Raw genomic sequence first — 24,968 nt, 5'->3', positions numbered from 1 at the left:
ACCTATACGTCCACTTTGCCAAGTAGGTAGCTATGATGTGCATGCACGTAGCTAATAATGGTTGCTTCATCGGCTAACGACTCTGGCATATCTAGTTCACTTTGCTCATTGATGCTGAAGGTGTAAATTTCCCCTTCAGAACGTACTAGCACTTCAGTTCCTTCGATATAGAAGCCTGCATTTGTGCTATTGGTAAAATCATCGCGTAGGTTAAACAGAGTGAACTTATCTTTGTACGGTTTGCTGTCCCAAGGGCAGAACTGGGCACAGTTACCACATTCATTACAGTAAGCATCGAGGTGTATTGTTTGGAACTGATCACGGAAGCCCGGAATAGGTAGAGAAATATTTGCACGGTTAGGACATACGTCGACACACTTGCTACAAACATACGAGCACTCTAAGCAACGCTGTGACTCTTGTTGGATAAACGCTTCATGGTCATCAATTTCAAGCGTATTAGCTTCAATCAGCTTGACCTGAATTTCCCCTTTACGGGCATAAATATCGTCCACTTGCACATCTGATTTCACGGCAATTAACTCATCATTTTGAGCTTCTCGCGCAAGAATCGTTGTTGCAGCTTTGCGTCCACCAGAAATGGCAGAAACAATCGATGACGGGCCTGTACTCGCATCGCCCATTAGGAATACATTCTCGACACTGGTTTCACCTGTTTCACTATTCACGACAGGCCAACCATCTTCGCCCATCGGAATACCAATACGGGTAAGTGCATCTCGATTGCTTTGCTCACCAACAGCGGTAATAAGCGCATCTACATGCAGCTCAACCGTTTCATCGGTTGCAACCGGACGACGACGCCCTTTTTCATCAGGCTCACCCAATTTCATAACGCGGGCAACTACCGTACCGTCAGCATTAAACTCTTCTGGATTAGTCAAGAACATGAACTTCACACCATCTTCAACGGCTTCATCATATTCATCTTTATAAGCAGGCATTTCAGCCAATGTACGACGGTACAATACCGTAACTGTTTCAACGCCATCGACTTGCAATGCCGCTCTTGCACTGTCCATTGCTGTATTGCCTGCGCCAACAACGGCAACATGCTTACCCAATGCGTGCATTGGTGCGTGTCCAGGGCTAGCCGTAAACTCGCCATCATTAAAACTACGTAAGAACTCTAACGACTTGAACACATTGGTGTTATCACCCGTTAGCGACATAGGGTTGCCTTTATCTGCCCCTATACCCAAACATACATATTTAAAGCCACTCGATTTCAGTGTATCCACCGTCATATGCGGATTACAGCCGTATTCGATATTCACACCATGATCTTGCACAAAGTCGATATCATGTTGAATCACTTCGGCAGGAATACGGAATTGAGGAATGATATTTTTAACCACACCACCTGCATTATGTTCTTTCTCAAAAACAGTTACAGGATGACCCGCACGCGCCATAAAGTAGGCCGCAGATAAACCAGAAGGACCCGCACCAATCACGGCAACTGGGTGTTTTTCGTTGTCTAGATCCGGAGCATGCCATTTGGCTTTATAGCCTTCCCAGCCTTTTGCAAGGGCAACCTTTTTCATTTCACGAATGTTCAATGCACCTTCGTAATCACGACGGGTACAGTTGTACTGGCACTGGTGATCACAAATATGCCCAGTAATTGCAGGTAGCGCATTACGTGAATAAATTACTTCCAGAGCTTCGGTATACTGGCTTAAACCCATTAAACGAATATATTCAGGTATGTCTTGGCTGATAGGACATGCCGTTACACAAGGCGCAACGTAACAGTCGGTTAATGGCAGCGCTTTTTTCACACTGATTTCTTCTGGTCCACGCCATTCTTTTTGCGTGTATTCCGCCACTAATGATTTAGCAGCTAAGGCTTCCAGTTTCACCAAATCAACTTTACCCATGCCCCATTCGCTGCTTGTTTCCAGCTCTTTGGCACAATCGGCTAAACGCAAATAACCACCAGGCTTCAACAGATCGGTTGCCATGGTGATAGGACGAATACCCGTTTCAAAAATCTCTTTGATATTGAATTTACTTGCGCCGCCAGAATATGAAATAGGCAACGTACCATTAAATTCACGTGACAATTCGAGCGCGACATTAATCGACAATGGGAACAAAGCACGACCAGACATGTACATTTCTTTGTCTGGCAAGCGTCCTTTTTTATTCAGCGTACCTAATGTGTTGGTTAATTTAACACCAAAACCGATGCCTTTTTCTTTGCCTAAATCAACCAAACGGTGAAGCATGGCTTTCGCAGGCTCAATTTGTAAATCGTGACTAAATGCCTCTTCACTTAAGGAAATATAATCAAAGCCAGCGTTATCCATAATGCTACGAACACGCGTATAACCAAGCAATGTTGGGTTTAATTTCACGAAGGTATTGATATGTTTATCGGCAATCATGTAACGACAAATTGCTTCAATTTCATTTGGTGGACAACCGTGCATGGTCGATAAAGTAACGCCACGTGTTAGTTGAGTAGAAATACTCGCAGGTAAGCTCTCTAAACGTGCAAGACGGTGCTCAAATCCGTAGGTTTTAATGAATTCAGGATCGTTAATGAAGGTTTTTAGCTCTGCAACATACGCATGGAAATTTTCATGTTGGCTAGAATCGACCATATCATCGATATATTTTTGCATTGGAGCAGTTTCAATACCGGCCAAGTCATAACCGACGCTCATATTGAAAACAAATGACTTATCTTCCCCTTCTGTACGAGGGTCGAAAACCTCTTCAAGTAGGTGAAGTGCAATCCACGCTTTTAAGTATTCATCGTACGCTTTTACCAAAGTGAATTCGGTAGACCATTCCGTATTGAAGCACTCATCTTCTGCATCAATACACGGTTTAGCGATTTCTAACTGATCCAATTTCTGGACAGTTTTAAGTTCCATGAAACGCCCGCCCGCTAGCCACGAACAAACAATGTTTTGTGCCAACTGCGTGTGTGGACCGGCTGCTGGCCCTACGGGTGTTTCACAATGTTCGCCCCAAACGGATAAGCTCTTAGCATTTTCTTTTCGATAAAACTGCTTCGATGGGATTCCAAAAATTGACTTGCTCTCTTTGTATTCGCTAAACATACGATTGAGAAGCTCGCCAAATGGAACGGGACGCATGATGTCTCCCATGATAAATCTCCTTGATGCTGTTTCTTTTTGTTATTACAGCCAGCACATTTCGTCGTGCAATGCGTAGGGCTCAGAAAGTGAGATAAATGCATTGATTTACCTCGTAATGCATTCAATTGAGCAACTACTGCGCCAAACTTTTAAAACACGATAAATAAGAAGGAAATTCGTGACGAATGTCGAAAGAAAGGTAGAGAGTGTGATTAAGGTCAATAGACTGAATTTTCAGTTAATTAATAACAAAAACAGCCAATTGAGTATGATTCTTACTACGCATTTAATTCCTATCAATTTAATAAATCGCTATCACTTTGATAATGGGCAAAGTGATAGTGTTATATAAGACCGCGGCACATATCCTTATATGTTAGCCTCTGAAGAATTGTTTGAACTCACCGCTTGGCTCTCGATCAGAATAAACGTAAACAGAGTTCCCTATTGGATCTACTACAGAAAAACCTCTGTCGCCCCATGGATGGTCTTCAAGGGGCATGGCAATTTGCAGCCCTGCTTTAGTAAGACGAGAATATTCAGCATCTACATCATCAACGTTGAAATTTAGCATCACCCCTTTACCGTCAAAAACAGGCATATTTTCTTGTGGTTGAATAAAGCAAATTTGAGGCCCATCTAAATTTATTTTCAATATGACATACCAACCACAATCAAAAACGGCTTTCGCTGCAAAATACTTTATGTAGTACTCACGGCACGAATCCACTTTGGTTGTGCAAAAACATGTAGATAATTCTTTCGTTTTCATATGATTTCCTTATTCGAATAACACCAAATGAGCGGTTAACGCCGAACATAAGTTGTGCCACGGCTAACTTGCCAAACGCACTAAACTTCTTACCAAAACTGCGGAGTATTTATCATGAATGCCAAACAACAACTTCGCGCCGACTTTCTTTATGAACAACAGCTTACTAACTTAAAACTGCAAGGTAAACGCCCTGCAACCATTGATGCCTATTCACGTGTGATGCGTCGCATTACAGGCCACTTTGATAAAGCACCCGACACCCCTTCTTGGAGTACTGTCAGGGTTGAGCGTAATGGCTTGGTCAATCACCTCAGAGATGAGTCGTTGATTGTCGTCATGTTAGGCGGGGGATATACCGTGGCGTGTACGTGGTTACGGTTTTCTTTGCAGATAGTAATGTTTGGTTGGATATCAAGAATACATAGGGCCTAAATTTCTTTAGGCCATTTTTTGGTGCTGATCGTAAGTGGTATTGCAAAACTTCGTAACTACTGCGCCAACTAAGCAGGGGGATTACCGTTGACTAAGTTATCGGTTTTTCAATACGTCTTACTTATAAAACGCTTCAACAGTTCCTTTTAGCGTCATCATAAGCGGTTGACCGCGACGATCTAACGCTTTGTGCGACGCGACTTTTACCCAACCTTCACTGATGCAATATTCCTCTACATCGAAACGCTCTTTGCCGTTAAGCAGGATACCAATTTCGTGCTCGAAAACTTCTGCTACATGATGTGGGCTACGAGGATTACCCGCAAGGTGATCCGGTAAAGCTGGACGTGAGTTAGTATCGTTCATGTTAGTGACCTGTCGTAAATAAAAAGTGCGCTATTGTAGAGAATATAGGCCTAACGCTCAAGAGCTGCAGTAATAAATCGTATTGATGCATTTATTACATGCTTACACCAGAAGTGACTTGATTTCTTTTATAAAATCATACGCTTCAGTCAGAATGTCAAAACACAACCAACTCGATGTTGTTTTATACAGGCAAGGTCAAAAGTATTATTTTTCGTATGATCTCTACTTTTAGCTTCAGGTGAATCATGGTAAATCGGAAGAAGAAAAAAAGACCTGCCCCTATTTTCCGTTATAATGCCCTACCCGTTATATACCCGTATTTAAGAGGTATTAAAAATATCATGGATATCAGTGGAACCTGCATCTCATCAACAGAAGATGAGCACGGCCCAATTTATGTTTACCAAACAAGGAACAGCCGGATTCTCAGCTTTGATGGGAAAATCTATCAAAGTTGCATGAAGCTAAATAACATTAATGGATTACACCTCGGCTACACCCAAGCCATGATGGCAGGTTTATTTTTTATCCCCATAGTAAAAACAGCCACCGTCATGGGACTGGGCGCAGGCTCAATGGCAAAGAACCTGCTCAATAGTTTCTCCGAGTTGAACGTACACGCGATTGAATACCGTGAAGCAGTGGCGAAGGTTGCAAAAGAATATTTTTACTTACCCGACACAGACCGCCTCTTCATTCATATAGACGATGCTGTGAACTATATGAAAAACACCGAGATGAAAAGCGATATTATCTTTTCAGATCTCTACAACTCGGAAGGCATGGAACCGAAACAAGTACAATCATCCTACTTGCGTGATTGCAAAAAGGCGCTCAACAATCAAGGTGTTCTCGTGCTCAACATCTGCCATACGGCACCTAAGTTACGAGAAGAGTTAGATGAATTACTCGCGAGCGAATTTGAAAACCGACTACTCAGTTTCGAAGTAGAAGGTGGAAATACGATCGTACTCGCATTCAAAAACGACATCCCCTCGATAAAAAGAGAAGAACTACTGACTAAAGGTAAATGGTTGCAAGAGGAAATGAGCATTCCAATGGAACGTTATGCCAAATTACTCGGGGATACACATGGTTATGATCACACTCATTTTTAATCGATAAGCCGCTTAAACATGAGTATATTTTATGGCTACCAAAAGGTTGCCAAGAATATATTCCATGTTCACTAAGACATTATTGATTTACTTTTGAATAAAATTCGATTGCATGACAAACAAATATGTTTATATCTTAGATCTAGGTGAGTAGTTAATGGCTGGAAAATATAAAACGTAATAATAGAAAACACCGTCAGCAACGATAATACCTAAACCAATTAAAAACTGCATAAAACACTCCAATACTATGGAGTCATCATTATGGATACAGAACAACAACTTCGCACTAATTTTCTTTATGAACAACAGCTTACTAACTTAGAACTGCAAGGTAAACGCCCTGCAACCATTGATGCCTATTCACGTGCGGTACGTCGCATTACTCACCATTTTGATAAAGCACCCGACAAAAAAAATTATCTATCTATCGCATATCGAGCTATTTAAGAATAAATGCCTAAGTATTAACTTTACTTAGTTACGTCTAAAAACTTAAATTAAAACCCACCCAAGACTTACTAATGGTAAATACAGATCATGTTTGGAATATTAAAAAACAAAGCAAAAGAGCTATCTTCTTCAAATGATACCGACAATGAAATGGGATCAACAAAGATAAACGAAATCATTCAATCACAATGGCCCAAAATTGAAAGCATCTTATTGGAACGTATGATACCTCTGGCAGGTGATAAAATAAATGATGATGAATTTATAACAAAGGCTTTTGAAAACACTTACGAATTTTTACCTATGCCTATTAGAATGCTATTACCAAAAGAAAAGTTTGTTTCCTATTGTAAGACACACAAAGAGCCATTAATAGAAAAAATCAATGAACTTAACAATGTAAAATAATCATTATTGCATAGACCAATTAATGCACTCATCCCTCTTTTTGATTTTGTAATATGCTTGGTTTGATGTGCATTAATTAAAAAATATCACTTGAGAACCGAACACTTACGAATCCCCACAAGATATCTTTGTAGTTCAATCGCTTTTATCCGGCCATCTTGATGAGTTGATGCTGCATACCAATAAACGGCAATGGATAGGTGTCGATTCGCGACACCTATCCTTATCTGTTATACGGCTTCATTTGTCATCAACTCCTTTTGTGTAAGCAGCCTACTGTGCCCCTCTGCAAGCCCCTCTAGGCAAATATTCCCCACAGAAACTCGATGAAGCTCCAACACTTCGTTTTGAAAAAAACCAAACATTCGTTTAACTTGATGGTACTTACCTTCAACCAGTGAGAGCCTAGCGGTGTACTCAGAGAGTATCTCTAAACAAGCCGGCTTAGTTGTAATGTCTTCGTAACCAAAATAGATACCCTCTCGAAATACAGTTACATATTCTTCAGTTAATGGCTTAGACAAGGTAACCTCATACACCTTTGCAAGCTTTGTTTCGGGTAAACTGATCTTGCGTGACCATGCCCCATCGTTAGTCAGTAGCACCAGTCCCGTTGTATTAAAGTCTAAGCGTCCAACAATGTGCAGTTCGTTCTTCTGAGGGTGCTGAATAAGGTCTAACACAGTAGAATGTTTAATGTCTTTCGTCGCGCTAACAACCCCCTTGGGTTTATTCAGCATGATATAAAGCGGATTGTTATCTTGTAAGCAGTTACCATCTAATTCGACATAAGTGAATTTAGTCACTTTCTGTTGATTTGAATGCGCCACATGCCCATCCAAAAGAATCCGTTTTTGAGCAATTAAAAGGCGAGTATCTGAAATTGAAAAAGTACTATTCTGGCTAATAAAACGATCAAGTCGGTTGGTAGTAGATTTCATGAAATAATTATAATCACTGTTTGATACAAGATTCACCGATAAGGTAAGTCTGTTTTTGAAAATCAATAAATTCACGCACAACCGTGTATCTATTCCTCTATTTTTTATGCTGAAACTAAAGACCCACTCGCTCTCCAGAAACATAACGCCGCAATAGCACGTGCGAACGCCTTAATTACCAATTATACCCAAGTCACCTCAAGATGCTCGTTTCAGCGAGAATTTATTGCTTTGTATCTGTGTTCTTATTTAACCAATGCACTTTTAAGTACGAAATGATCCTCGTGCGTTTCAATTACTTGCCAGTTTAGCTTTGAATACAATTCTGGGATTTGAGCAAAAACCAATAGCTCTGACTCACCGATACTCTCGACCAATTTCTCCGCACGATTAATCAATTGTGAGCTAATACCCTGTTTACGATTTTCAGGTTTAATAAAAACGGCATTAATCCAAACAGCTTGCTTATTAGTCATTGGAGATAGAAAACGAGTAAAAACCAAGCCACCAACCAATTCGCCGTCTTTTAGGGCAATGATTGGGCTTGGAATTACTTTCCCATCCTTTATTGACGCTAAAGGTTCAACATCATCCCACTCACTTTCAAACCATTGATATAAAGTAATTAAATACTGAGAATTACTTTCAACCTCTTGAATTAAAACCATGATTACTCCATAGAAATTACTTTCTATTACGCTGATACCCACGGGCCATTCAGGCTGAAACTTTCTGTATCAAAGTCTATCGTGGCCTTTACCCCGATTGGAGTAACTAACATCGGGTGGGTATGACAACTATCAAAACCACAAAAAATCGGAATGTTCTGACCATTCAGAACTTCAAGCAACACATCAAGCGGAGTTCTATTTGTACCTTTATCATCAAATAGTTCGTGCTTGCCAAGTATGACGGCAGACACCCTATCAAATACACCGCATACTTTTAAATGAGAGAATGAGCGCTCGACAGTTTCGATTCCTAACAGAGAGTCCTCAATTAGCAGCAGATCTCCATCAACTATTTCGGGCATATATGGACTACCCCAAACACCGCCCATCGTGTTTAAATTTCCACCGATTATGCGCCCAGTAACTTTACCAGAGCCCAAAAATTGCCATTCATTTTTATACACAGGCTTTGACGATGTTTGATTTTCCCATTCAACTTTTACATCAGTCCACAAGCTTGGCATCGTATATTGAAAATGCATTAAAGAATCACATAGAAGATCACTAAAAGACTGAAATGATTCGTCGACTAATGGTGAAAATTCACCAAAAGAAGCCACTAATGCAGGGCCATAAAACGTAACAAGGCCAGTTTGTGCATAAATACCCAAAAGAAGTGCAGTCACATCTGAGTACCCAATAATGATTTTAGGATCTCGTTTCAAAGACTCGTAATCAATATATGGAAGTAAAGCATTGCTGTTATTTCCCCCTATCGTAGAAATAATACAGCGGATACTCGGATCTCGAATTAACGTATTCAATTCTTCAGCACGCTCTTGAATTGAACCAGAACGGTAGCTATCAGCCTTGCCAGTTAAGTCACCAGCTACAAGCTCGAACCCTTTACTTTCTAGGTAACTTTTTGCTCGTTCAAAACGCTTAGGTGCAAATACTGTTGCCGGAGAAGATGGTGAAAAATAACCAATTTTATCTCCAACTTTTAATGCTTTCGGTACTAACATTAATGAAATCCTCCATGATTATTTAATCGTAATGTAACCTGCAGAACACGTTTATTACTATGACGAATCTAATAATTCGTGTTGATGGCTTTATGGCATTTAAGTGAAAACACGTACTACTTCGGAGTATCTTCAACGTTTTTAATGCCAAATGGAATATGGACTGATGGCGCGACAGAACTCGTCGAACTTAAATGCCCAGATTGATCATCAAAAAAGATATGAGGTTTAAGAACGCCCAAGATAAGCCCCTTATCTACACCCCCAAGGAAAAAAGCATCGTTAGTCATAACGCCCCAGTCCTTTAGCGTATTTAATGCCCTTTCGTGAGAAGGTGCATTTCTCGCTGTAACAATAGATACCCTTAATCTATTTTTATATTCAGCATCTATTGTTTTCTTTTCCTCTTCAACTCTCTGAATCGCTGAAATTTTAACAAGAAACTCTTTTAGAGGGCCTGGATTATGAGGTTGAAGGACATTTTTTGTTTCATAATCATGAAACTGGTTTAAATCATTCGTATTATGCATGACGGTTTCTGATTCATCGTCAGCAAGAACCCCATCGAAATCGAATGCAATTCTTAAATCATCACTATCATCATCAATAATTGTAGATTTCATTACATAACCAGCAGGATAACCCATACCTATAGCTTCTTTAACATCAGATGCGTTACCAGATAAAAAGAGTGAAATACTCAATGCTGGAATATATTCATAAGGTGATTTCCCCTGCATGAATATTGCTCTGGTTATGGGTAAATTATGATGTTTAATTGACTTCATAACCCGAAGCCCTGTATCAGGGTCATTTCTAGATAATAGAACAACTTCAACCAGCGGATCTGATTCAGGGTTTTCACTTAAATCATTAAGTGAAAGTAACCTTTTTACAAATGAAAATGAAACCCCTTTATCCAGTGGATTCTCTACATTTTCAGTTTGGTATTTACGATATTCTTCTTCGCCTTTATTTCGAAATACTTGATCGGATTCTGACAAATCAAACATTGCACTAGAAGCAACGCCAATAACTAATCGATTACCCAGCTCATAGGCCATATATAACTCCTTAATTCTCGCTAAGCCTGCTTCTGAAGTGCTCGTGAGCAGCATCTGAAATGTCGTTTCCCATATACCTGCGATCTGATTTTTTTGCAGCAATCAAAGTAGCACCAGAGCCAAAAAATGGATCAACAACTAACTCATTGTTAGCACTGCTTTGAGAAATAAGAGTCTGGATGAGTTCTACTGGCTTTTCAGTCGGATAACCACGATAAACACGCTTAAATTCCAGAATGTCAGGTATACCTAAATCGTTTAACTTACGCTTACCTTTTTCAAAGAACAAAATGTACTCATGTCGAGCTCGATAGTGGTATCCCATACCAATGCTAACCTTGTCCCAAATAATTGGTTTCCAGAACTTAAAACCAACCTTCTCGGCAATTGGCTTAATAAAGAACATAGTTTCTTGGTCACAAAATAAGTAAAAGTGAGCGTTTTTCTTTAAAACTCGGTAAACCTGATGCAAGAATTCTTCAAACCGGTTATTTGGGAATATTTCAAACCACTGATTACTCGAAGACTTACTGACTTTTAGCCTAGTTGTTGTACCTATTTTTCTATGCTTCTCCAATGATTCATATGGAGGATCGGTCACAATAAGATCAACGCTCGCATCAGCGAGCGTTGAAAGCCAAGTTACAGCATCTTCTTTAAAAACTTGCATTTAACCCCTAAACTAAACCGCTGCACGGCCGTCCATTTTTATATACCCGAGAGGCTACACCTTTCGATAGTCTACGACAATCTATGCAATAGCTTTGATAGCCATCAGGGTTACGAGCGGTCTTACGAGCTGGCGTTTTGCCAAAAGATGACGGATATGGATGAAAGACATGTTCACCACCATTCGCATCAGAACAATGAGGACAAGATTTGAGCTTTTGACCTGTATTCAGATCGGTTTTATGAATCATTCCAACATTAAGGTATTTACCGCAGCAACTACATGCCATATTTATCTCCTATGATTAATTGGTGAATCAATCATAAGACAAACTTAATATGCAAACTGAGACATATGCATACAGCCTAATAATATCTAACATAAGTTGCGTCGCGGCTAACCTACCAAGCACACTGAATTTCATACCAAAACTGCCGAGTGTAATGCATCACCTTGATCGTTATGTGTATGACCAAACTAGTTAGTAAAAGTACATTCAGAATGTAAAAAACTTAAGCTAAACTCTATACGTACTAGTGCGGAACATTGAATGCGTATGAGCAAACAAAAATTCAGTAGACCTATATCACCTGACTTACTGGCTTTCGGTATCCTATTTCTTGCTCTTTTTTCAGGTTTCATCATTCTGATTTTGGGTACGATTTTTATTGTTGGATACATATATTACTACGGCTATCACATTGAGGTATTAGCGTACCTGTGCTTCATGATTTTTGGATTAACTTTAACGTATATTTTAGCGCGCTTTGCCCAGCCTATTTCAATCTATTTTTATCGTAAACATGACGACTCTTAGATTATTCAACCTATTGGGTATGGATATTCACCAAAAATTAAATAATTGAAAGCAAGATGCGTGATATTCAAACACTACACGAGTCGCTGGAAAATCAATGCCCTAACATTCACAAAAAGAGATTCACATCACTCATGGACTCTGTGCAAGTATTGCTTAGCAATGATGCACTTACGCTTACTTTGCTAGGGCGTTCGCTTCCTTCTAGGGCTAAAACGAAGCACTGTATTAAACGCATAACCGCTTATTAGGTAACAATCACCTGCATCATGACAGATTCGATAATTTCAAAGCTGTTTTACCTTCGCGAGCCATCCCTATAATAGTGGCTGATGCCAGCTTTCGTAATACCTAAAAGCGTAAAGTATGGTGGTGGCATCTTTGAACACAAAAAAACATTTCACGAGAGTCGGGCTTGCGAGGCGATATGGCGATATGGCGATATGGCGATATCAGAATAACCTATCTTACTAATATTGTTGAAAGATGGCTCAAAATCCCACAACTGTAACTCATAAAAAACACCCATCACAATCTATGAATATATCAATACCAACACATACGCTCAGCCAATACTATCGCCCGTCTTATACATTTATATAATACGGACAAGACATGAAACACCTCTTAATCGCAATATTTAGTATTACCCTATCGCTATCTGCTTCAGCTGCAGTCTGTAATCAGCACCTAGATAAAGGTACACCAAATGATAGTGATCAAATTCTATGTCGAGATGGTTATGCTGCTGGGTATAACTACCAGAATAAAGTCTCAAACTGGGTTTCTTACCACATCACTAAAGAGAGTGTGAATGCTTTCTATAAGCGCTCTAACAGCTTTCGTATTGATCAAGACCTACCAGACGCTTTTCGTGCAACAAGCAGTGACTATTCAAAAACAGGCTATGACCGTGGGCACTTAGCACCGTCTGGAACAATGGACTTTTCTCAAGTATCGATGCAAGAAAGCTTCTTAATGTCGAACATGGCACCACAGCTACCAGGCTTTAATCGCGGGGGATGGAAAGGCCTTGAAGAAAAAGTACGTGAATGGGCCAATACTTACAGCGAGCTTTATGTTGTATCCGGACCTATTTGGGATGGTAATGAAACGTATATTGGTAACGGTGTCTACATCCCAAATCGTTTCTATAAAGTCATTCTCGATCCAAACTACAATGATGCAATTGCATTCATTCTTCCACACCGAAAAATATCTTCTTCTGAATTACCCTCTTTCATTACAACTGTTGATGCAGTTGAAGAAATTACACAACTCGATTTCTTCAGCGATCTACCAGACGCTGTTGAAAATGAAATTGAAGCTCAAGCTTGGGATATGTGGTAATTCCAACTAACAACACTCATAGATAAATTTAAGAGTGTTAAATAATCATAAAGGCGGCAATGCTGCCTTTTCTAAATTAATCGATAAGTAAACTGGATCCCCCCACTGGCCCTGACTTCAGATGAGCGTTCAAGAAATGATTGATTATAGATCCGCTTAAGAAGGCTACAGGCGTGTGAAAGAGTAATATAGCACCGCTCACTTATTATCTGCACTTGTAACCACCTTTTCCCTGTAAATAACCTTTAATACTCTTAGCTGAGTTTTATCAGCCGCTTGCTGCCCCCACATTGAAAACAAAGCTGACGAACACATCGAACGGGTACTGTTCAAGAGGAACCGCTGCCAGATTATCAATCAACAACCCCACACCAATAATGGTTGCCCAGTCTTGCAGTGAGAACGCCCCAAAGAAAGCCAGTAGCCAAGGCTGAACTGATTTTCCTTCATGTTTTCACCCATACAAAAAAGCGTCGTTGATGAAAAGGCCAAAAGCGCCCATTCATGTTGATAGTGCTAAAACGAAAAAACCCCGCCATTAGGCGAGGCTCTTCAACGTAGTAATCCTGCACCGTTTCAGGGTGAACGTCAACAATCAGGTTAAAATATGTACAAATAAATAGACCCACACTCTTTCTGCCAAACCAGCCAATCCTTTACAACTAATTAATTTTAAATATATTTATTTGGATTTATATTGATAAACTTGATGTACAACAAACATTTAATGCCGAATATTAAGGCATAATAGCCCGTAAATTGTCTGTCATATTGGGCTGTGAGGCTGTTACTCAAGGGCGGTAGCATGCTCATAAAAAGATGTAATATGAATCCCCCTCCTCTATTCCGCTATGTCTAAGGATATAGCGATCGCAGAGTGTATATATCCCAATTCAGGATGGATATGCGATCTAGGATCGTTGAATAAAATGTTAGGCAATAAAAAGGTGTTCACTTGGAAAATCATTGGAAACCTAAGGGGTGGGTGGCGATTATCTTAGGGTTAGTAGTTCAGCCATTCGTGTTTCTATATGTAAATAGAGCAAAATATTTTTTCTTTTATGTTTTATTGCTCGTAAATGTATTGATAATTGATTCTCAGTTGCTTTGGGTTATTTTTATACTGTGTCCTATGCATGCCTTCTTAGTTACACGTAAGTATAATAGCACTGAGGATAGGAGATGGTATGCTAAATGGTGGACAACGTTACTTTGCTTTTTCGTAACGCTTACTTTTATTATCATATTGAGAGTGTTTTTGTTTGATCTATTTAGAATTCCAGCAAGTTCGATGAGTCCTTTATTAAATCCTGGCGATCATTTGATTGTAAATAAACGTGGGTTTGGGAACTATAGATATTTTGGTATGCAAGTTGCGAAAACCACATCATCTTTTAATCTTGAACGGGGTGAAGTTATTGTCTTTCAATATCCTCTTAAACCACAGATAGATTTTGTAAAAAGAGTTATTGGTTTACCTGGAGACAGAATCATATATCGGAATAAGAATATTTATTTAAAACAAGCTTGTATAAAAAATATTGAGGGTTGTGCTGATTATAAACTACTAAATCAAATCAAAAAGGAACAGCTTGATAATGACTTTTGGTTGTTTGAAGAGTCTATTGACGTCAATACATATAGCATATTGATCGATGTAACCAAAAAAGATAGAACTAGTCGATATTTTTCTCAAGACAACTCTCTGTTAGATGAGTGGGTCGTACCATCTGGGCATTATTTTGTTTTGGGTGATAATCGAGACAATAGCTCGGATAGCAGGTATTGGGGGTTCGTTCCAAAAGAGAATATTATCGGAACGGTTACTTTTACTTGGTGAATTTGCCTAACAAAAACATGAAGTTGACACGTTTTACTCCGCAGTTTTGGTATGAAGTTCAGTACGCTTGGTGAGTTAGCCGCGGTGCAACTTATGTTAGACGTTAGGTAAAATAATAACAATTCAGAAAATTTGGTAAAAATATTATGTATAAAGTGGTGACCATTCTTAGTTTAGGTGTTTTAGTTGGCTGTTCATCAACTACTACAACAGAAACCATACAAGATATTGCAGGTAGTTGGGAGTGTACATCTTTAGATGATAAGTCTATACAGCTTTCATATAGTGATCGCACAGATTACATTAAAGGTGGTTCATTTAATAAATTGTCAAAGATGAGCTTTAAACTACCAAACTATGCTGAACTCTATGATGTGACTATTACAAGTAAGGGAAACTGGAATCAGAGAAATAGCTTATTGAAAGAAGAAATTAGCAATTACACAGTAGAAGTAGGTGATAGTTTTCCGGATATGTATGTTGAACAACTAAAAAGTAATATTAAGTTGCCAGATAAAGCTAACTGGAAGCTAGGTACAGTTAATGAGCAAGCAATAACTAAAACAAGTAATTTTGGTCAAAAACTTACATGCAAAAAGGTATTACTTTAGGTGTTTTTGATTAAAAAAACATGAAGTTGACACGTTTTACCCCGCAGTTTTGGTATGGAGTTCAGTGTTCTTGGTGAGTTAGCCGTGGCACAAATTATATTCAACGTTATACGAATAAGGAAAATATATGGGAAAATTTCTAAAAGTTGTAGGTGCTATTATTCTAACCATCGCAGTTCTAGTCGTTAGTCTAATGTATTGGGCTTCAACCGAAACACAAGAAGTTACCGATGCTGCAACTCCCTTTATTGAGGAAAGCTTACCTTTATTCACTACATGGGATGCAACACAATTTGAACATCTATTTACCCCTGACGGCTTAGCTGCAGTTCAAAGTGATAAAGGTAAAAAAATTATCAATTATATTTCGAAAGTCGGTAAACTTAACACTTTTGAGCCACCAGTATTTGTTAAATCAACGTCTTCTATCTCCACAACTAGTGGAAGCAGAGAGATCGCTATATTTACGGTACATGCTCAATTCGAAAACGGTGCCGGTGATTTAACTTTAAAACTTGTTCGTAGTGAGTCCGGATACCTTTTCGAAACTGTAAATGTAAACTCAGATGTATTTTTAGAACAGTGACCACGTATAACAAACAATTTAAGTAGACTGCCAACGCGTGGCATTTTAACTCAGCTTAGTTTCAGTAATTTCGGTAGTGTATTTGGTAGCGTTGTCAGCTACTTAATTGGGCGTTAGAACAATTTTTTCATGGTTAGATGGGACTCAATTCCACATGATATTAATGGCTCAAGTGGAACTAATAATAGGAAATAGATTTTAACTTTAGAGGTTATAGGTGATAAATAAAGAAGAGAGGGAAAGGCTTAGAAAGTATAAGAGGAATTCGACTTAGTTTTCATCAAGAGGAAAAACATTATGTTTTCTGATGATGGATGTTACCAGGTTCAATTATATCAATGTATTATTGAAATATAGTTGTGGATATCGAATGTCCATTTGTTATTCAATTACTGTTTTTCGTATCTATTGTCGTGGCTTTTTTATTTGAAAAATCATTCTATAACTTTTCAAAAAAATTTAGATACTACTTGTTGTCTTTTTCTTTTGTTACTTTTTTACTAAATGCTTTGTTCTTGATTAATGTTTATTTGTTTTTTGTAGGGGTCATTGTTGCTCCGTTAAATGCTTTGTATTTTGTTCATGAATGTGAAGAATTGAATTCTGAAATAATGAAAACTAAAGTGTGATTGTTTAATTTTAATCTATCAATTCATTGCTATAACAAAAGAATCAAGGTGATTCGTTACATTCTGCAGTTTTGGTATGGATCTTGGTAAGTGTAACGTTCGCACACCTTATTCTAGACGTTATTACTTAAAAAGGTGATATCACTTGAACATTGGCTTTAAAAGAAAAATGGTTATCTCTTGGATTGCTAGTAGTATATTTCTGACCATGACCTTTACTGTTACTTCCGCTTTTTGGATTGTAAAGTCTGGTTATGGACTATGGAATGTCGTTTCTATGCTCATTGTTATTGCTAACGTCTACAATATAATAAATGTTTTTGCTCATTATAAGAGTCTTAATTCAAATTCACTAGCTTTAGAGTTTGATGGTGACGGTATGACAATAAACGCCCCTTTTTCTTTAAACATGAAAGTAAAGTGGGCAGATATAGTTGACGTTAAGTATCATTCGTCATCAAGAGTACCCTATAAAATTTACGTTAGAAATGCTAAAACTTACTTAAATGAACTGAATGGTATGATAAGAATATACTTTACTATTACAGATATTCTTCGTGGAACTCCATTTATAATCAATATGTATACTATTGACGGTGAAGCGTATGAACTGACGGATATTATTTCCAGATATAAGCAAATCAATGATAATGATTTTTATAGCGATGATATAAATATTAGATAGTTTCAATCAGTAACTGCTGTGGTGATAAAGTTATAATAAACACATCAAGTTGACACGTTTTACTCCGCAGTTTTGGTATGAAGTTCAGTGTGCTTTGTGAGTTAACCGTGGTGCAACTTATGTTAAACGTTAAATGGTTTATATATTAAGGGTAAACAGTGAAAAATAAATTTTTGTTAATAAGTGTTTTAAGTATGTCATCGTTGCTTATTGGGTGTGGTAGCGATAGTAATTCGAATTCATCAACAGATGAAAAAACTGCTATTGAGAAACAGTTGATCAGTGAAATGAGCGGTACGTGGAAAAATGAATGTTTTCCTGTGTATGACGTTGAAAATGGTAATAAGCTTTCTGCTTATAATACAATTGTAATGACTGTGGATTCTGACCTGTCATTAACGAGTAGCGCAAGTGTTTATGATGCGGCTGACAATAAATGTGAATCTAATTCTCTGCTAATAACAATGAATACCAAGATTGAAGTTAAAGGTAAAGCATATAGTGATGAAAGCTATGAAGCTTATGCGGTGGATGTAAACAAAGGAGAGATTGTAAATGGCTCTTGGAATACATTATCGACTACCTATACATTAGTTTATATAGAGAGCGAAAAGTTTTATTTTGGTCAGCAAACAGGAAATAATACTGGTGAGAGTGATGCTAAACGTCATTCGTCTTTAAATCTCGTAGAGTATTTCAATCAAGTTATCAATTAGCCGTAGGAAAATTCAACAAAAACATTAAGTTGACATATTTTACTCCGCAGTTTTGGTATGAAGTTCAGTGTGCTTGACAAGTCAGGGCAAGGTCATGAAGAACCCTTATTCAGAAAGGGCTCAGCCACTGTTGAAATTTAATTAAAACTACCGTTTACTGCACAAAACTGCAATCCCAATTAGGATCGATTTGACGATCTATATCAGCTGTGATCATATACTTATCTTTAGGTATATGGATATCACTTATGAACGGACTTAGCCTTTTGGATCATATTTCAATAATCAAAGACCCACGGCAACAGTGGAAAATAGAACACAAATTGACAGATATTATATTTCTGTCAATTAGTGGTGCTGATGGTTGGGAAGAAATACAAGACTTTGGTGAAGACCACCTTGATTGGCTCAAGCATTATGGCGATTTCGAAAGTGGCATTCCCGTCCATGACACAATTGCTAGAGTGATGGGGATGATATCAGCCAAGCAGATTCAAAAGTGCTTTGCTATGTGGATGGATGACTGTCATCAAGCGACTGATGGTGGTGTTTTACGATTGATGGCAAAACTCTGCGTGGCACTTATGACAAAGAAAGGCGTCAAGGCGCAATCCATATGGTGAGTGCTTTTAGTGCTGCAAATCAAGTGGTTATTGGGCAGGTTAAAACATCAGAGAAATCGAATGAAATCACCGCTATACCTGAGCTTCTGAAGCTACTCGACATACGTGGATGCCTTGTCACTATTGACGCAATGGTTTGTCAGCGTGATATAGCCAAGAGGATAGTAGACTTATTTACTAGCGGTAAAAGGTAATCAAAAGCGCTTAGAGAAAGCCTTTAATGACTACTTTAGAATGGAGATGTTGCAAAACTCCGAAGGAAGCTCATACAGTACTTAAGAAGAAGGGCATGGCCGTGAAGAAACCCGCGTAGCGTTAGTCAATGAAGATTTATCGGTACTGGGTGATATTGCTTATGATTGGCCAGAATTAAAAGTAATGGGTATCGTTGCATCGGTCAGGCAGGTTGGAGACATTCCAGCGGATGACATTTCAATTCGTTACTACATTAGCTCTAAGAAACTAGATGCAAAAACGCTGCTTGAATCCAGCCGATCACATTGGTCGATTGAGGTTCAATTGCATTGGAAGCTGGATGTCGGCATGAATGAAGATGCATGCAGAATAAGGCGAGATGAAGCGGGTGAAAACTTTGCTGCAATTCGTCATATTGCATTAAATCTATTAAATGCAGATAAATCCTTTAAAGCGGGTTTAAAAAGAAAGCGAACACGTGCAGGTAGAAATAATAGCTACCTATCTGGAGTCCTTATGGAGCAAGGAGCTTCGTAAGCTTGCCCTGAGGTCTGAAGTCAAATGCCATACAAACCATCAAGGTGATACATTTCTCTAAGCCTCCACCTGTGTCTCTTTTTCTCCATCTCCCCTTCCCAGCAACGCTGGGATAGCAACTGTTTTCTGTCCTGTTAGCCAGTCAACTAATTTAGCTAACCCTGGTTAACAGGTATAACGCTCTGACGGATTCTTTATCCGACAGACATTTCACAAACAACAAATGAAAACCGACGGGTAATTCCTTCCACGATAGCCAATTGCTCCTCGAGGCTTAGTACAACCTTGCCACCTTGTGATGGTTCGTAGTTAATTCCCTTGATATTAAACTTGGCCAACAAACGTTCAATATTCATACCCTACCCCCTAATATCTCTTACTCACTGCAATATTATCCTTAGGCATTTGAGCGGTAGCTTTCCCAGTTGAATTCAATCAAATGCGCTTGATTTATATTTAAGCCGGTCTATAACTCATTCGCCGAGTTGCTTAACAAGTTCGCTGTAGTTGAGGTTAGTTAAAACTCCTTTTGCTAAGCCGTCTAAAGTGACGGAATCTTGTTCATTTTCTGTAGTTACTTCGCAACTCATTACTGATTCTATTAACTCTGGCATGATTTTGTCTTTAAGGGTTGCTGCGAGATACTGTACCGATTGGGTATCGCAATGATTACAAAACGATTAACAACACCGCTACCCATTTGTTATCAATTGTTTGTTATCAATTGAAGGTTTAAGACACGCTCTCTGAATTAAAAGGGCTGTTTAATACTGCTAAGCTGTTTGTGTAAGACGAGTATGTGGTAATGTGCATATAAAAGTATATTATCATCTTCATTAATCTAGCATATTCAAATCGCACGATTCCTCAACACTTAATTTAAGAATGGATACTGAAACGATTTGTATTTTATTTGCAATTGGTAATATAACATTTATGATCCCAACAAAAATGCTATCAGTAATTGTTTGAATCCTTTCAGACGACTCCCTGATAATAATTTGTAGTTTTTATATACAGGAATACGAGTGTTACCAATGAATGAATGGCTAAAATATGTAGATATCACAGAGTTAAATGACAAGATTTGTTCTTTTCGTGAGTTAGATTTTAAAAAACTAACTTACAGAGATATACAAAAGGAAATATCAAATGTTATCTCTTTTAATACCCCAAGAGGCAATTACACACTTTTAGCACCAACAAACTCGAGCTATCCAGTAAATACAAGGTTCTACCGTGTAAGAAATATAAAAGAAGGTGATACCACATTACCATTAAACTCAATGTCAACAGTGGCTGATTGTTGGGAGCCACCAAAAAAGGTTGTTAAGCCAGGACGACTAAATCGACAGCATGAACCTTTACTATATACATCACCAATCTTTCCTGATAATGCGGTCGAAGAATTAAAGATTGTTGATGATAAGTTGTTTTCTTTGATTGTTTATGAAGCTGTAAAACCAATAAAAGTAACTTGTATTGCTTTCCCACCGCTTATTGAAGGCCTCACTAAAGATGACGCTCTAAAACTAGAAATGATTCAAGATTTTCTAAAACATGAGTTTATTCGTGATGTCGATAATGGCGATGAATACCTATATCGTATTTCGGAATCAATCACTAAAGATTATTTTGACTTACGACATATATCTCAAGATGCATGGTGCTACCCATCGATAGCTAAACAAGGTGGTTATAACGTCAGCTTTCGCCCAAATAAAAAACAAAAGCTGAAACTTGTGGGAGTTCAAATTGCTTCTATAAAGCGCGATGATAATGGTCACCGTTTTGAAGTAAAAGCTATAGCCAAAGATTCAGGGGATGGTTTAAATCTTTCTTACCATGAAATGGGTTCTCCTGAACAAGAGGATTTATTTCCTGAAATATCACCAACGAAGATTTAGCAATAAAATACAATTTTTAGAGCTCAATAATATCAGCTTTCCTAGTGTTAGCTGTTAATCTACTAAAATATTACCGTTACGCATCACGCTCTGCCCTTCACCATCGAAAATGGACTAAATCGCCAACCTCGGTGGTGGTGGCTAAGAGAGCCAGAAAATTTTCATTTCCCGCAAGTTGCCCTCGTAAGCATATTTCTACCTTCTAAAAGAAGCTATATCAACCTTAGATGCGCAGTCATCACTACAACTATAGTGTTTTAGCCAGTAGCTAACGCAATCGTCTAAAGTGACGAAATCTTGTTCATTTTCTGCCGTTACAGCGCAATTCATTACTGATTCTATTAACTCTGGCATGATTTTGCCTTTCAGCCTTGCCTCTTCAAGGGTTGCTGCGAGATACTGCACCAATTGGGTATCGCAATGATTACAAAACGATTAACAACACCGCTACCCATTTGTTATCAATTGAAGGTTTAAGACACGCTCTCTGAATTAAAAGGGCTGTTTAATACTGCTAAGCTGTTTATGTAAGACGTGTATGTTGGAATGTGCGTATAAAAGTATGTACATAAACACATGAATATAATTTGTGCTTACAAACAGTACATTATTTGTAAGCCATTCGAATCACACAAAATAGACGTTAAGTGATTCTAATGGCGTCAGGGTATTATGATGAAAAAAGACAATACGCCAACACTTTACTGGATTGATTATGAAACCTTCGGGGCAACACCCGCTACCGATCGCGCATGTCAATTTGCGGGTGTTCGTACAGATATGGATTTCAACATTATCGGTGAGCCACTGGTAATTTACTGTAAGCCCCCTGTTGACTACTTACCGTCACCAGAAGCCTGTTTAATAACAGGTATCACGCCACAAGAGGCGCAAGAAAAAGGGCTATCTGAACCAGAGTTTATCGCCCAAATTCATGCCGAGTTATCTAAACCGAATACCTGTGTTATTGGTTATAACAATGTGCGCTTTGATGATGAAGTAACACGCTATACCCTTTACCGTAATTTCTACGACCCATACGCATGGGGCTGGCAGAATGGTAACTCGCGTTGGGATTTACTTGATATTATGCGTACCTGTTATGCCCTTCGTCCTGAAGGTGTTAACTGGCCCAATAATGATGAAGGTTTGCCAAGCTTTAAGCTAGAACACTTGTCTGTTGCGAATGGCATTGAACATGCGAACGCACACGATGCAATGGCAGATGTATATGCAACCATTGAGTTAGCAAAAATATTAAAAACGAATCAACCAAAGTTATTTAACTACCTGTTTGATTTACGCCAGAAGCGTAAGCTGCAAGAGTTAATTGATATTGTGAACTTAACGCCTTTAGTGCATGTTTCTGGCATGTTTGGCGTGGGGTGTGGCAATACAAGCTGGATAGTGCCTATGGCATGGCATCCTGATAACAAGAATGCTGTTATTACGGTTAACCTTGCGCAAGATCCTACGCCATTGATCGAGCTAGATGCCGATCAAATACGTGAACGTATGTACACCAAGCGCAGTGAGCTGAAACCAGACGAGTTACCGATACCAGTAAAATTGGTTCACCTAAATAAATGCCCTGTTCTTGCGCCAGCGAAAACATTAAAAGCAGAAGATGCCGATCGTATTGGTATTGATCGCGCCCAATGTTTAAAGAATCTACAAATTCTAAAAGAGCACCCAGAAATAAGAGAAAAACTGGTGGCTATTTTTGCAGTTCAGCGTGAATACAAAGAAAATACCGACGTCGATTCGATGCTATATGATGGTTTCTTCTCTACTTCGGATCGCTCTTCTATCGATATTATTCGCGAATCGACACCTGAAGCACTGGCTGAAATTCAGCTTAACGTTGAAGATAAGCGCATTAAGCCGCTGTTGTTCCGTTACCGTGCGCGTAATTTTCCGATGACATTAAATTACGAAGAACAGCAAAAATGGAAGCACCACTGCCAAGATTTCTTTCAAGATAATTTACCTGCTTATATGGAAAATTTTGAAGCCGTGGCGACAGAAAACCAATCAAATGAACATAAAATGAAAATACTGAAAGCACTGTATGACTATATCAACAACAGTGTTAGCTAAATTAGTGAGTTTTTTTTTGTTATGCAGAAAAATTGAGATTCATATTAGTCACTGAAATATGAACGATTATCTTCTCAAATAGAATAAGCCTATTAGCCTTTGCGGTTAATGGGCTTTTTTTTGAGACAATATCTCGCTTGCTAAGTTTGAACTTCACTCAAATAGCAACAACACTTAAGCAGAGGAAAAGCGTTTACACCTAGCAGATTTAATCCAAAATCACTCAATAACATCGTCGCGTTCAATGCTGTGTAGACAACGTTTTATCACATTCTATTTTAATTCAAATAAGTGATGACTATGACAACGAAAGCCCTAACCCGCTGTTACCGTTTTCATGATGTTGATTTTGAGCCGGATCTCAATTTATTAGTATGGCATGATGAAACCGAAACTCGTCTCACACTGCATGAGTCTCGCTTGTTAGAAGTCTTATGCTATTTCTCTGGTGAGGTCATCACGTCTCAAACCTTATTTGATAAAACATTTGTACAGCTTGGACCTGATACAGAAAATACACACGACCAGTTTGATTTAAACTCACTCTTTATTTCGCTTAATAAAAAGCTTACGCACAATAATACGATGGCAATTCCTATTCAGGTTGTACCTAAATACGGTTTTCGTGTCCCCCTTCCTGAAAAAACGTGTCGGCTATTTCATACATTTAAAGAATCAAAGCAAGACGTTGTCCCTATTCCCCACAAAGAAGAAACGCCCGTATCTACAACGGAAGATATTGTTAAAAATAGTATTTTTCATAAAGTGTCAGTGCTTCTGATAGCAGTTGCAGGCGTTGTATTATACCTCGCGTCTGAGCTATAACCATTTTTATGAGGCTCTGATGGGAGCCTGCATGATCACTGAAAAATACAACGTAATTGAAGCATAAACCATGGCGTTAAATGTGGCATAGATCACAAATTAATTGTATGATGAATGCGTTATTTGACGTACCTGAAGGGTTTATGAAATACATTCGCTCATTCGCGATCATCTTTGCTTGTCTTTTTCTCGGTAAAGGCATTCAAGCGTTAACGGGAGTCGCTATTCCCGGCAGCATTATTGGCATGCTGATTCTTTTCGCCGTACTTTCTATGGGGCTAATTCCCTCGCATTGGGCAAAAGATGGTTGCCACCTGCTTATTCGCCACATGGCGCTATTGTTCGTGCCTGTGGGCGTAGGGCTTATGGATTATCTCGATCTTATCAGTACGAATACCCTTCCCATTTTGCTTAGTACATTAGGCAGTAGCTTGGTTGTATTAATTGTTATTGGTGTTGCTACGCACCATAAGGAAAAATAATG

24 protein-coding genes and 3 pseudogenes are annotated in these 24,968 nt (G+C 38.6%); 16 read left to right on the top strand and 11 right to left on the bottom strand.

All coding sequences use genetic code 11. The features are described 5' to 3' along the window. Positions 1–2: 2 nt before the first annotated feature. Entirely contained in the window at positions 3–3,146 is a 3,144-nt protein-coding gene (gene ygfK, locus C9J12_RS05710; RefSeq protein WP_107241836.1) for a putative selenate reductase subunit YgfK, read from the bottom strand. Between the two features lie 367 nt (positions 3,147–3,513). After that, positions 3,514–3,909: a VOC family protein gene (locus C9J12_RS05705; protein WP_107241835.1), complete on the bottom strand. Its 396-nt coding sequence runs from the start codon at positions 3,907–3,909 to the stop codon at positions 3,514–3,516. A 114-nt stretch (positions 3,910–4,023) separates the two neighbouring features. Here C9J12_RS05705 and C9J12_RS05700 point away from each other — a divergent pair. Beyond that, positions 4,024–4,212, top strand: a pseudogene (locus C9J12_RS05700) (hypothetical protein); the annotation flags it as partial. A 249-nt stretch (positions 4,213–4,461) separates the two neighbouring features. On the opposite strand, the gene C9J12_RS05695 reads toward C9J12_RS05700, so the two are convergent. Continuing rightward, on the bottom strand, positions 4,462–4,710 hold the full coding sequence (locus tag C9J12_RS05695) for a DUF3297 family protein (protein ID WP_107241834.1): 249 nt from the start codon (positions 4,708–4,710) through the stop codon (positions 4,462–4,464). Between the two features lie 248 nt (positions 4,711–4,958). Here C9J12_RS05695 and C9J12_RS05690 point away from each other — a divergent pair, with 248 nt between their 5' ends. The 3 genes from C9J12_RS05690 to C9J12_RS05680 all read left to right on the top strand — a co-directional run bounded on the left by C9J12_RS05690 (position 4,959) and on the right by C9J12_RS05680 (position 6,692). Next, a complete protein-coding gene (locus tag C9J12_RS05690; RefSeq protein ID WP_227876285.1) occupies positions 4,959–5,831 on the top strand; it encodes a spermidine synthase in 873 nt (290 codons plus the stop codon). A 264-nt stretch (positions 5,832–6,095) separates the two neighbouring features. Then, positions 6,096–6,281: a hypothetical protein gene (locus tag C9J12_RS05685; protein ID WP_107241833.1), complete on the top strand. Its 186-nt coding sequence runs from the start codon at positions 6,096–6,098 to the stop codon at positions 6,279–6,281. Between the two features lie 90 nt (positions 6,282–6,371). Continuing rightward, positions 6,372–6,692 carry a hypothetical protein gene (locus C9J12_RS05680; RefSeq protein ID WP_107241832.1) on the top strand — a complete coding sequence of 107 codons (321 nt, stop codon included), beginning with the start codon at positions 6,372–6,374 and terminating at the stop codon, positions 6,690–6,692. Between the two features lie 230 nt (positions 6,693–6,922). Here C9J12_RS05680 and C9J12_RS05675 read toward each other — a convergent pair whose 3' ends face one another. The 6 genes from C9J12_RS05675 to C9J12_RS05650 form a co-directional block, all read right to left on the bottom strand. Continuing rightward, complete coding sequence (locus tag C9J12_RS05675; RefSeq protein ID WP_107241928.1) at positions 6,923–7,633, bottom strand: pseudouridine synthase; 711 nt, start codon at positions 7,631–7,633, stop codon at positions 6,923–6,925. 245 nt (positions 7,634–7,878) lie between these two features. Then, on the bottom strand, positions 7,879–8,301 hold the full coding sequence (locus C9J12_RS05670; protein WP_107241831.1) for a GNAT family N-acetyltransferase: 423 nt from the start codon (positions 8,299–8,301) through the stop codon (positions 7,879–7,881). 26 nt (positions 8,302–8,327) lie between these two features. Beyond that, positions 8,328–9,329, bottom strand: coding sequence for a S66 family peptidase (locus C9J12_RS05665; RefSeq protein WP_107241830.1), 1,002 nt, complete (start codon positions 9,327–9,329; stop codon positions 8,328–8,330). A gap of 116 nt (positions 9,330–9,445) precedes the next feature. Continuing rightward, complete coding sequence (locus C9J12_RS05660) at positions 9,446–10,393, bottom strand: 5'-nucleotidase (protein WP_107241829.1); 948 nt, start codon at positions 10,391–10,393, stop codon at positions 9,446–9,448. Between the two features lie 10 nt (positions 10,394–10,403). After that, positions 10,404–11,063, bottom strand: coding sequence for a DNA-methyltransferase (locus tag C9J12_RS05655; RefSeq protein WP_107241828.1), 660 nt, complete (start codon positions 11,061–11,063; stop codon positions 10,404–10,406). A 7-nt stretch (positions 11,064–11,070) separates the two neighbouring features. Further along, positions 11,071–11,352, bottom strand: a complete 282-nt coding sequence (locus C9J12_RS05650) for a hypothetical protein (RefSeq protein WP_107241827.1) — start codon at positions 11,350–11,352, stop codon at positions 11,071–11,073. A gap of 584 nt (positions 11,353–11,936) precedes the next feature. Between C9J12_RS05650 and C9J12_RS05640 the strand changes: the two are divergent. From C9J12_RS05640 to C9J12_RS31590, 8 genes and pseudogenes are all read left to right on the top strand, one after another. Beyond that, a pseudogene (locus C9J12_RS05640) lies at positions 11,937–12,232 on the top strand (IS4 family transposase); the annotation flags it as partial. 263 nt (positions 12,233–12,495) lie between these two features. Next, entirely contained in the window at positions 12,496–13,230 is a 735-nt protein-coding gene (locus C9J12_RS05635; RefSeq protein ID WP_107241825.1) for a DNA/RNA non-specific endonuclease, read from the top strand. A gap of 955 nt (positions 13,231–14,185) precedes the next feature. Continuing rightward, the gene (gene lepB, locus C9J12_RS05625; RefSeq protein WP_107241823.1) at positions 14,186–15,070 is read left to right on the top strand and encodes a signal peptidase I; all 885 of its coding nucleotides are present in this window, start codon (positions 14,186–14,188) and stop codon (positions 15,068–15,070) included. Between the two features lie 146 nt (positions 15,071–15,216). Next, entirely contained in the window at positions 15,217–15,681 is a 465-nt protein-coding gene (locus C9J12_RS05615) for a hypothetical protein (protein ID WP_107241821.1), read from the top strand. A 127-nt stretch (positions 15,682–15,808) separates the two neighbouring features. Further along, positions 15,809–16,267: a hypothetical protein gene (locus C9J12_RS05610; protein ID WP_107241820.1), complete on the top strand. Its 459-nt coding sequence runs from the start codon at positions 15,809–15,811 to the stop codon at positions 16,265–16,267. Between the two features lie 774 nt (positions 16,268–17,041). Further along, entirely contained in the window at positions 17,042–17,581 is a 540-nt protein-coding gene (locus C9J12_RS05600; RefSeq protein WP_107241818.1) for a hypothetical protein, read from the top strand. 158 nt (positions 17,582–17,739) lie between these two features. Then, positions 17,740–18,297: a hypothetical protein gene (locus tag C9J12_RS05595; protein ID WP_107241817.1), complete on the top strand. Its 558-nt coding sequence runs from the start codon at positions 17,740–17,742 to the stop codon at positions 18,295–18,297. A gap of 248 nt (positions 18,298–18,545) precedes the next feature. Continuing rightward, positions 18,546–19,652, top strand: a pseudogene (locus tag C9J12_RS31590) (ISAs1 family transposase). 194 nt (positions 19,653–19,846) lie between these two features. Here the strand turns inward: C9J12_RS31590 and C9J12_RS30610 are convergent. Together C9J12_RS30610 and C9J12_RS30605 are read right to left on the bottom strand one after the other, a co-directional pair. Further along, on the bottom strand, positions 19,847–20,008 hold the full coding sequence (locus C9J12_RS30610; RefSeq protein ID WP_170111722.1) for a hypothetical protein: 162 nt from the start codon (positions 20,006–20,008) through the stop codon (positions 19,847–19,849). 117 nt (positions 20,009–20,125) lie between these two features. Beyond that, positions 20,126–20,266, bottom strand: a complete 141-nt coding sequence (locus C9J12_RS30605; RefSeq protein WP_170111721.1) for a hypothetical protein — start codon at positions 20,264–20,266, stop codon at positions 20,126–20,128. 414 nt (positions 20,267–20,680) lie between these two features. On the opposite strand from C9J12_RS30605, the gene C9J12_RS05585 reads away from it, so the two are divergent. The 4 genes from C9J12_RS05585 to C9J12_RS05570 all read left to right on the top strand — a co-directional run bounded on the left by C9J12_RS05585 (position 20,681) and on the right by C9J12_RS05570 (position 24,966). Then, positions 20,681–21,559 (top strand): hypothetical protein, encoded by an 879-nt coding sequence (locus tag C9J12_RS05585; RefSeq protein ID WP_107241816.1) that lies wholly within the window; start codon positions 20,681–20,683, stop codon positions 21,557–21,559. 675 nt (positions 21,560–22,234) lie between these two features. Further along, on the top strand, positions 22,235–23,659 hold the full coding sequence (gene sbcB, locus C9J12_RS05580) for an exodeoxyribonuclease I (protein WP_107241927.1): 1,425 nt from the start codon (positions 22,235–22,237) through the stop codon (positions 23,657–23,659). Positions 23,660–23,959: 300 nt separating this feature from the next. Beyond that, positions 23,960–24,484 carry a winged helix-turn-helix domain-containing protein gene (locus C9J12_RS05575; RefSeq protein WP_107241815.1) on the top strand — a complete coding sequence of 175 codons (525 nt, stop codon included), beginning with the start codon at positions 23,960–23,962 and terminating at the stop codon, positions 24,482–24,484. Between the two features lie 143 nt (positions 24,485–24,627). After that, a complete protein-coding gene (locus C9J12_RS05570; protein ID WP_170111726.1) occupies positions 24,628–24,966 on the top strand; it encodes a CidA/LrgA family protein in 339 nt (112 codons plus the stop codon). Positions 24,967–24,968: the final 2 nt, after the last annotated feature.

It is taken from the genome of Photobacterium frigidiphilum (assembly GCF_003025615.1).
GTDB lineage: Bacteria > Pseudomonadota > Gammaproteobacteria > Enterobacterales > Vibrionaceae > Photobacterium > Photobacterium frigidiphilum.
This window is presented reverse-complemented; position numbering and strand designations above follow the sequence as displayed.

Excerpts from the sequence above, each read along its gene's own strand:
- C9J12_RS05655 (WP_107241828.1), bottom strand. The coding sequence starts at position 11,063 with ATGCAAGTTTTTAAAGAAGATGCTGTAACTTGGCTTTCAACGCTCGCT.
- ygfK (WP_107241836.1), bottom strand. The coding sequence starts at position 3,146 with ATGGGAGACATCATGCGTCCCGTTCCATTTGGCGAGCTTCTCAATCGT.
- C9J12_RS05695 (WP_107241834.1), bottom strand. The coding sequence starts at position 4,710 with ATGAACGATACTAACTCACGTCCAGCTTTACCGGATCACCTTGCGGGT.
- C9J12_RS05635 (WP_107241825.1), top strand. The coding sequence starts at position 12,496 with ATGAAACACCTCTTAATCGCAATATTTAGTATTACCCTATCGCTATCT.
- C9J12_RS05690 (WP_227876285.1), top strand. The coding sequence starts at position 4,959 with ATGGTAAATCGGAAGAAGAAAAAAAGACCTGCCCCTATTTTCCGTTAT.
- C9J12_RS05705 (WP_107241835.1), bottom strand. The coding sequence starts at position 3,909 with ATGAAAACGAAAGAATTATCTACATGTTTTTGCACAACCAAAGTGGAT.
- C9J12_RS05670 (WP_107241831.1), bottom strand. The coding sequence starts at position 8,301 with ATGGTTTTAATTCAAGAGGTTGAAAGTAATTCTCAGTATTTAATTACT.
- C9J12_RS05660 (WP_107241829.1), bottom strand. The coding sequence starts at position 10,393 with ATGGCCTATGAGCTGGGTAATCGATTAGTTATTGGCGTTGCTTCTAGT.
- C9J12_RS05650 (WP_107241827.1), bottom strand. The coding sequence starts at position 11,352 with ATGGCATGTAGTTGCTGCGGTAAATACCTTAATGTTGGAATGATTCAT.
- C9J12_RS05685 (WP_107241833.1), top strand. The coding sequence starts at position 6,096 with ATGGATACAGAACAACAACTTCGCACTAATTTTCTTTATGAACAACAG.
- C9J12_RS05675 (WP_107241928.1), bottom strand. The coding sequence starts at position 7,633 with ATGAAATCTACTACCAACCGACTTGATCGTTTTATTAGCCAGAATAGT.
- C9J12_RS30605 (WP_170111721.1), bottom strand. The coding sequence starts at position 20,266 with ATGCCAGAGTTAATAGAATCAGTAATGAGTTGCGAAGTAACTACAGAA.
- C9J12_RS05570 (WP_170111726.1), top strand. The coding sequence starts at position 24,628 with ATGAAATACATTCGCTCATTCGCGATCATCTTTGCTTGTCTTTTTCTC.
- sbcB (WP_107241927.1), top strand. The coding sequence starts at position 22,235 with ATGAAAAAAGACAATACGCCAACACTTTACTGGATTGATTATGAAACC.
- C9J12_RS30610 (WP_170111722.1), bottom strand. The coding sequence starts at position 20,008 with ATGAATATTGAACGTTTGTTGGCCAAGTTTAATATCAAGGGAATTAAC.
- C9J12_RS05610 (WP_107241820.1), top strand. The coding sequence starts at position 15,809 with ATGGGAAAATTTCTAAAAGTTGTAGGTGCTATTATTCTAACCATCGCA.
- C9J12_RS05680 (WP_107241832.1), top strand. The coding sequence starts at position 6,372 with ATGTTTGGAATATTAAAAAACAAAGCAAAAGAGCTATCTTCTTCAAAT.
- C9J12_RS05575 (WP_107241815.1), top strand. The coding sequence starts at position 23,960 with ATGACAACGAAAGCCCTAACCCGCTGTTACCGTTTTCATGATGTTGAT.
- C9J12_RS05615 (WP_107241821.1), top strand. The coding sequence starts at position 15,217 with ATGTATAAAGTGGTGACCATTCTTAGTTTAGGTGTTTTAGTTGGCTGT.
- C9J12_RS05665 (WP_107241830.1), bottom strand. The coding sequence starts at position 9,329 with ATGTTAGTACCGAAAGCATTAAAAGTTGGAGATAAAATTGGTTATTTT.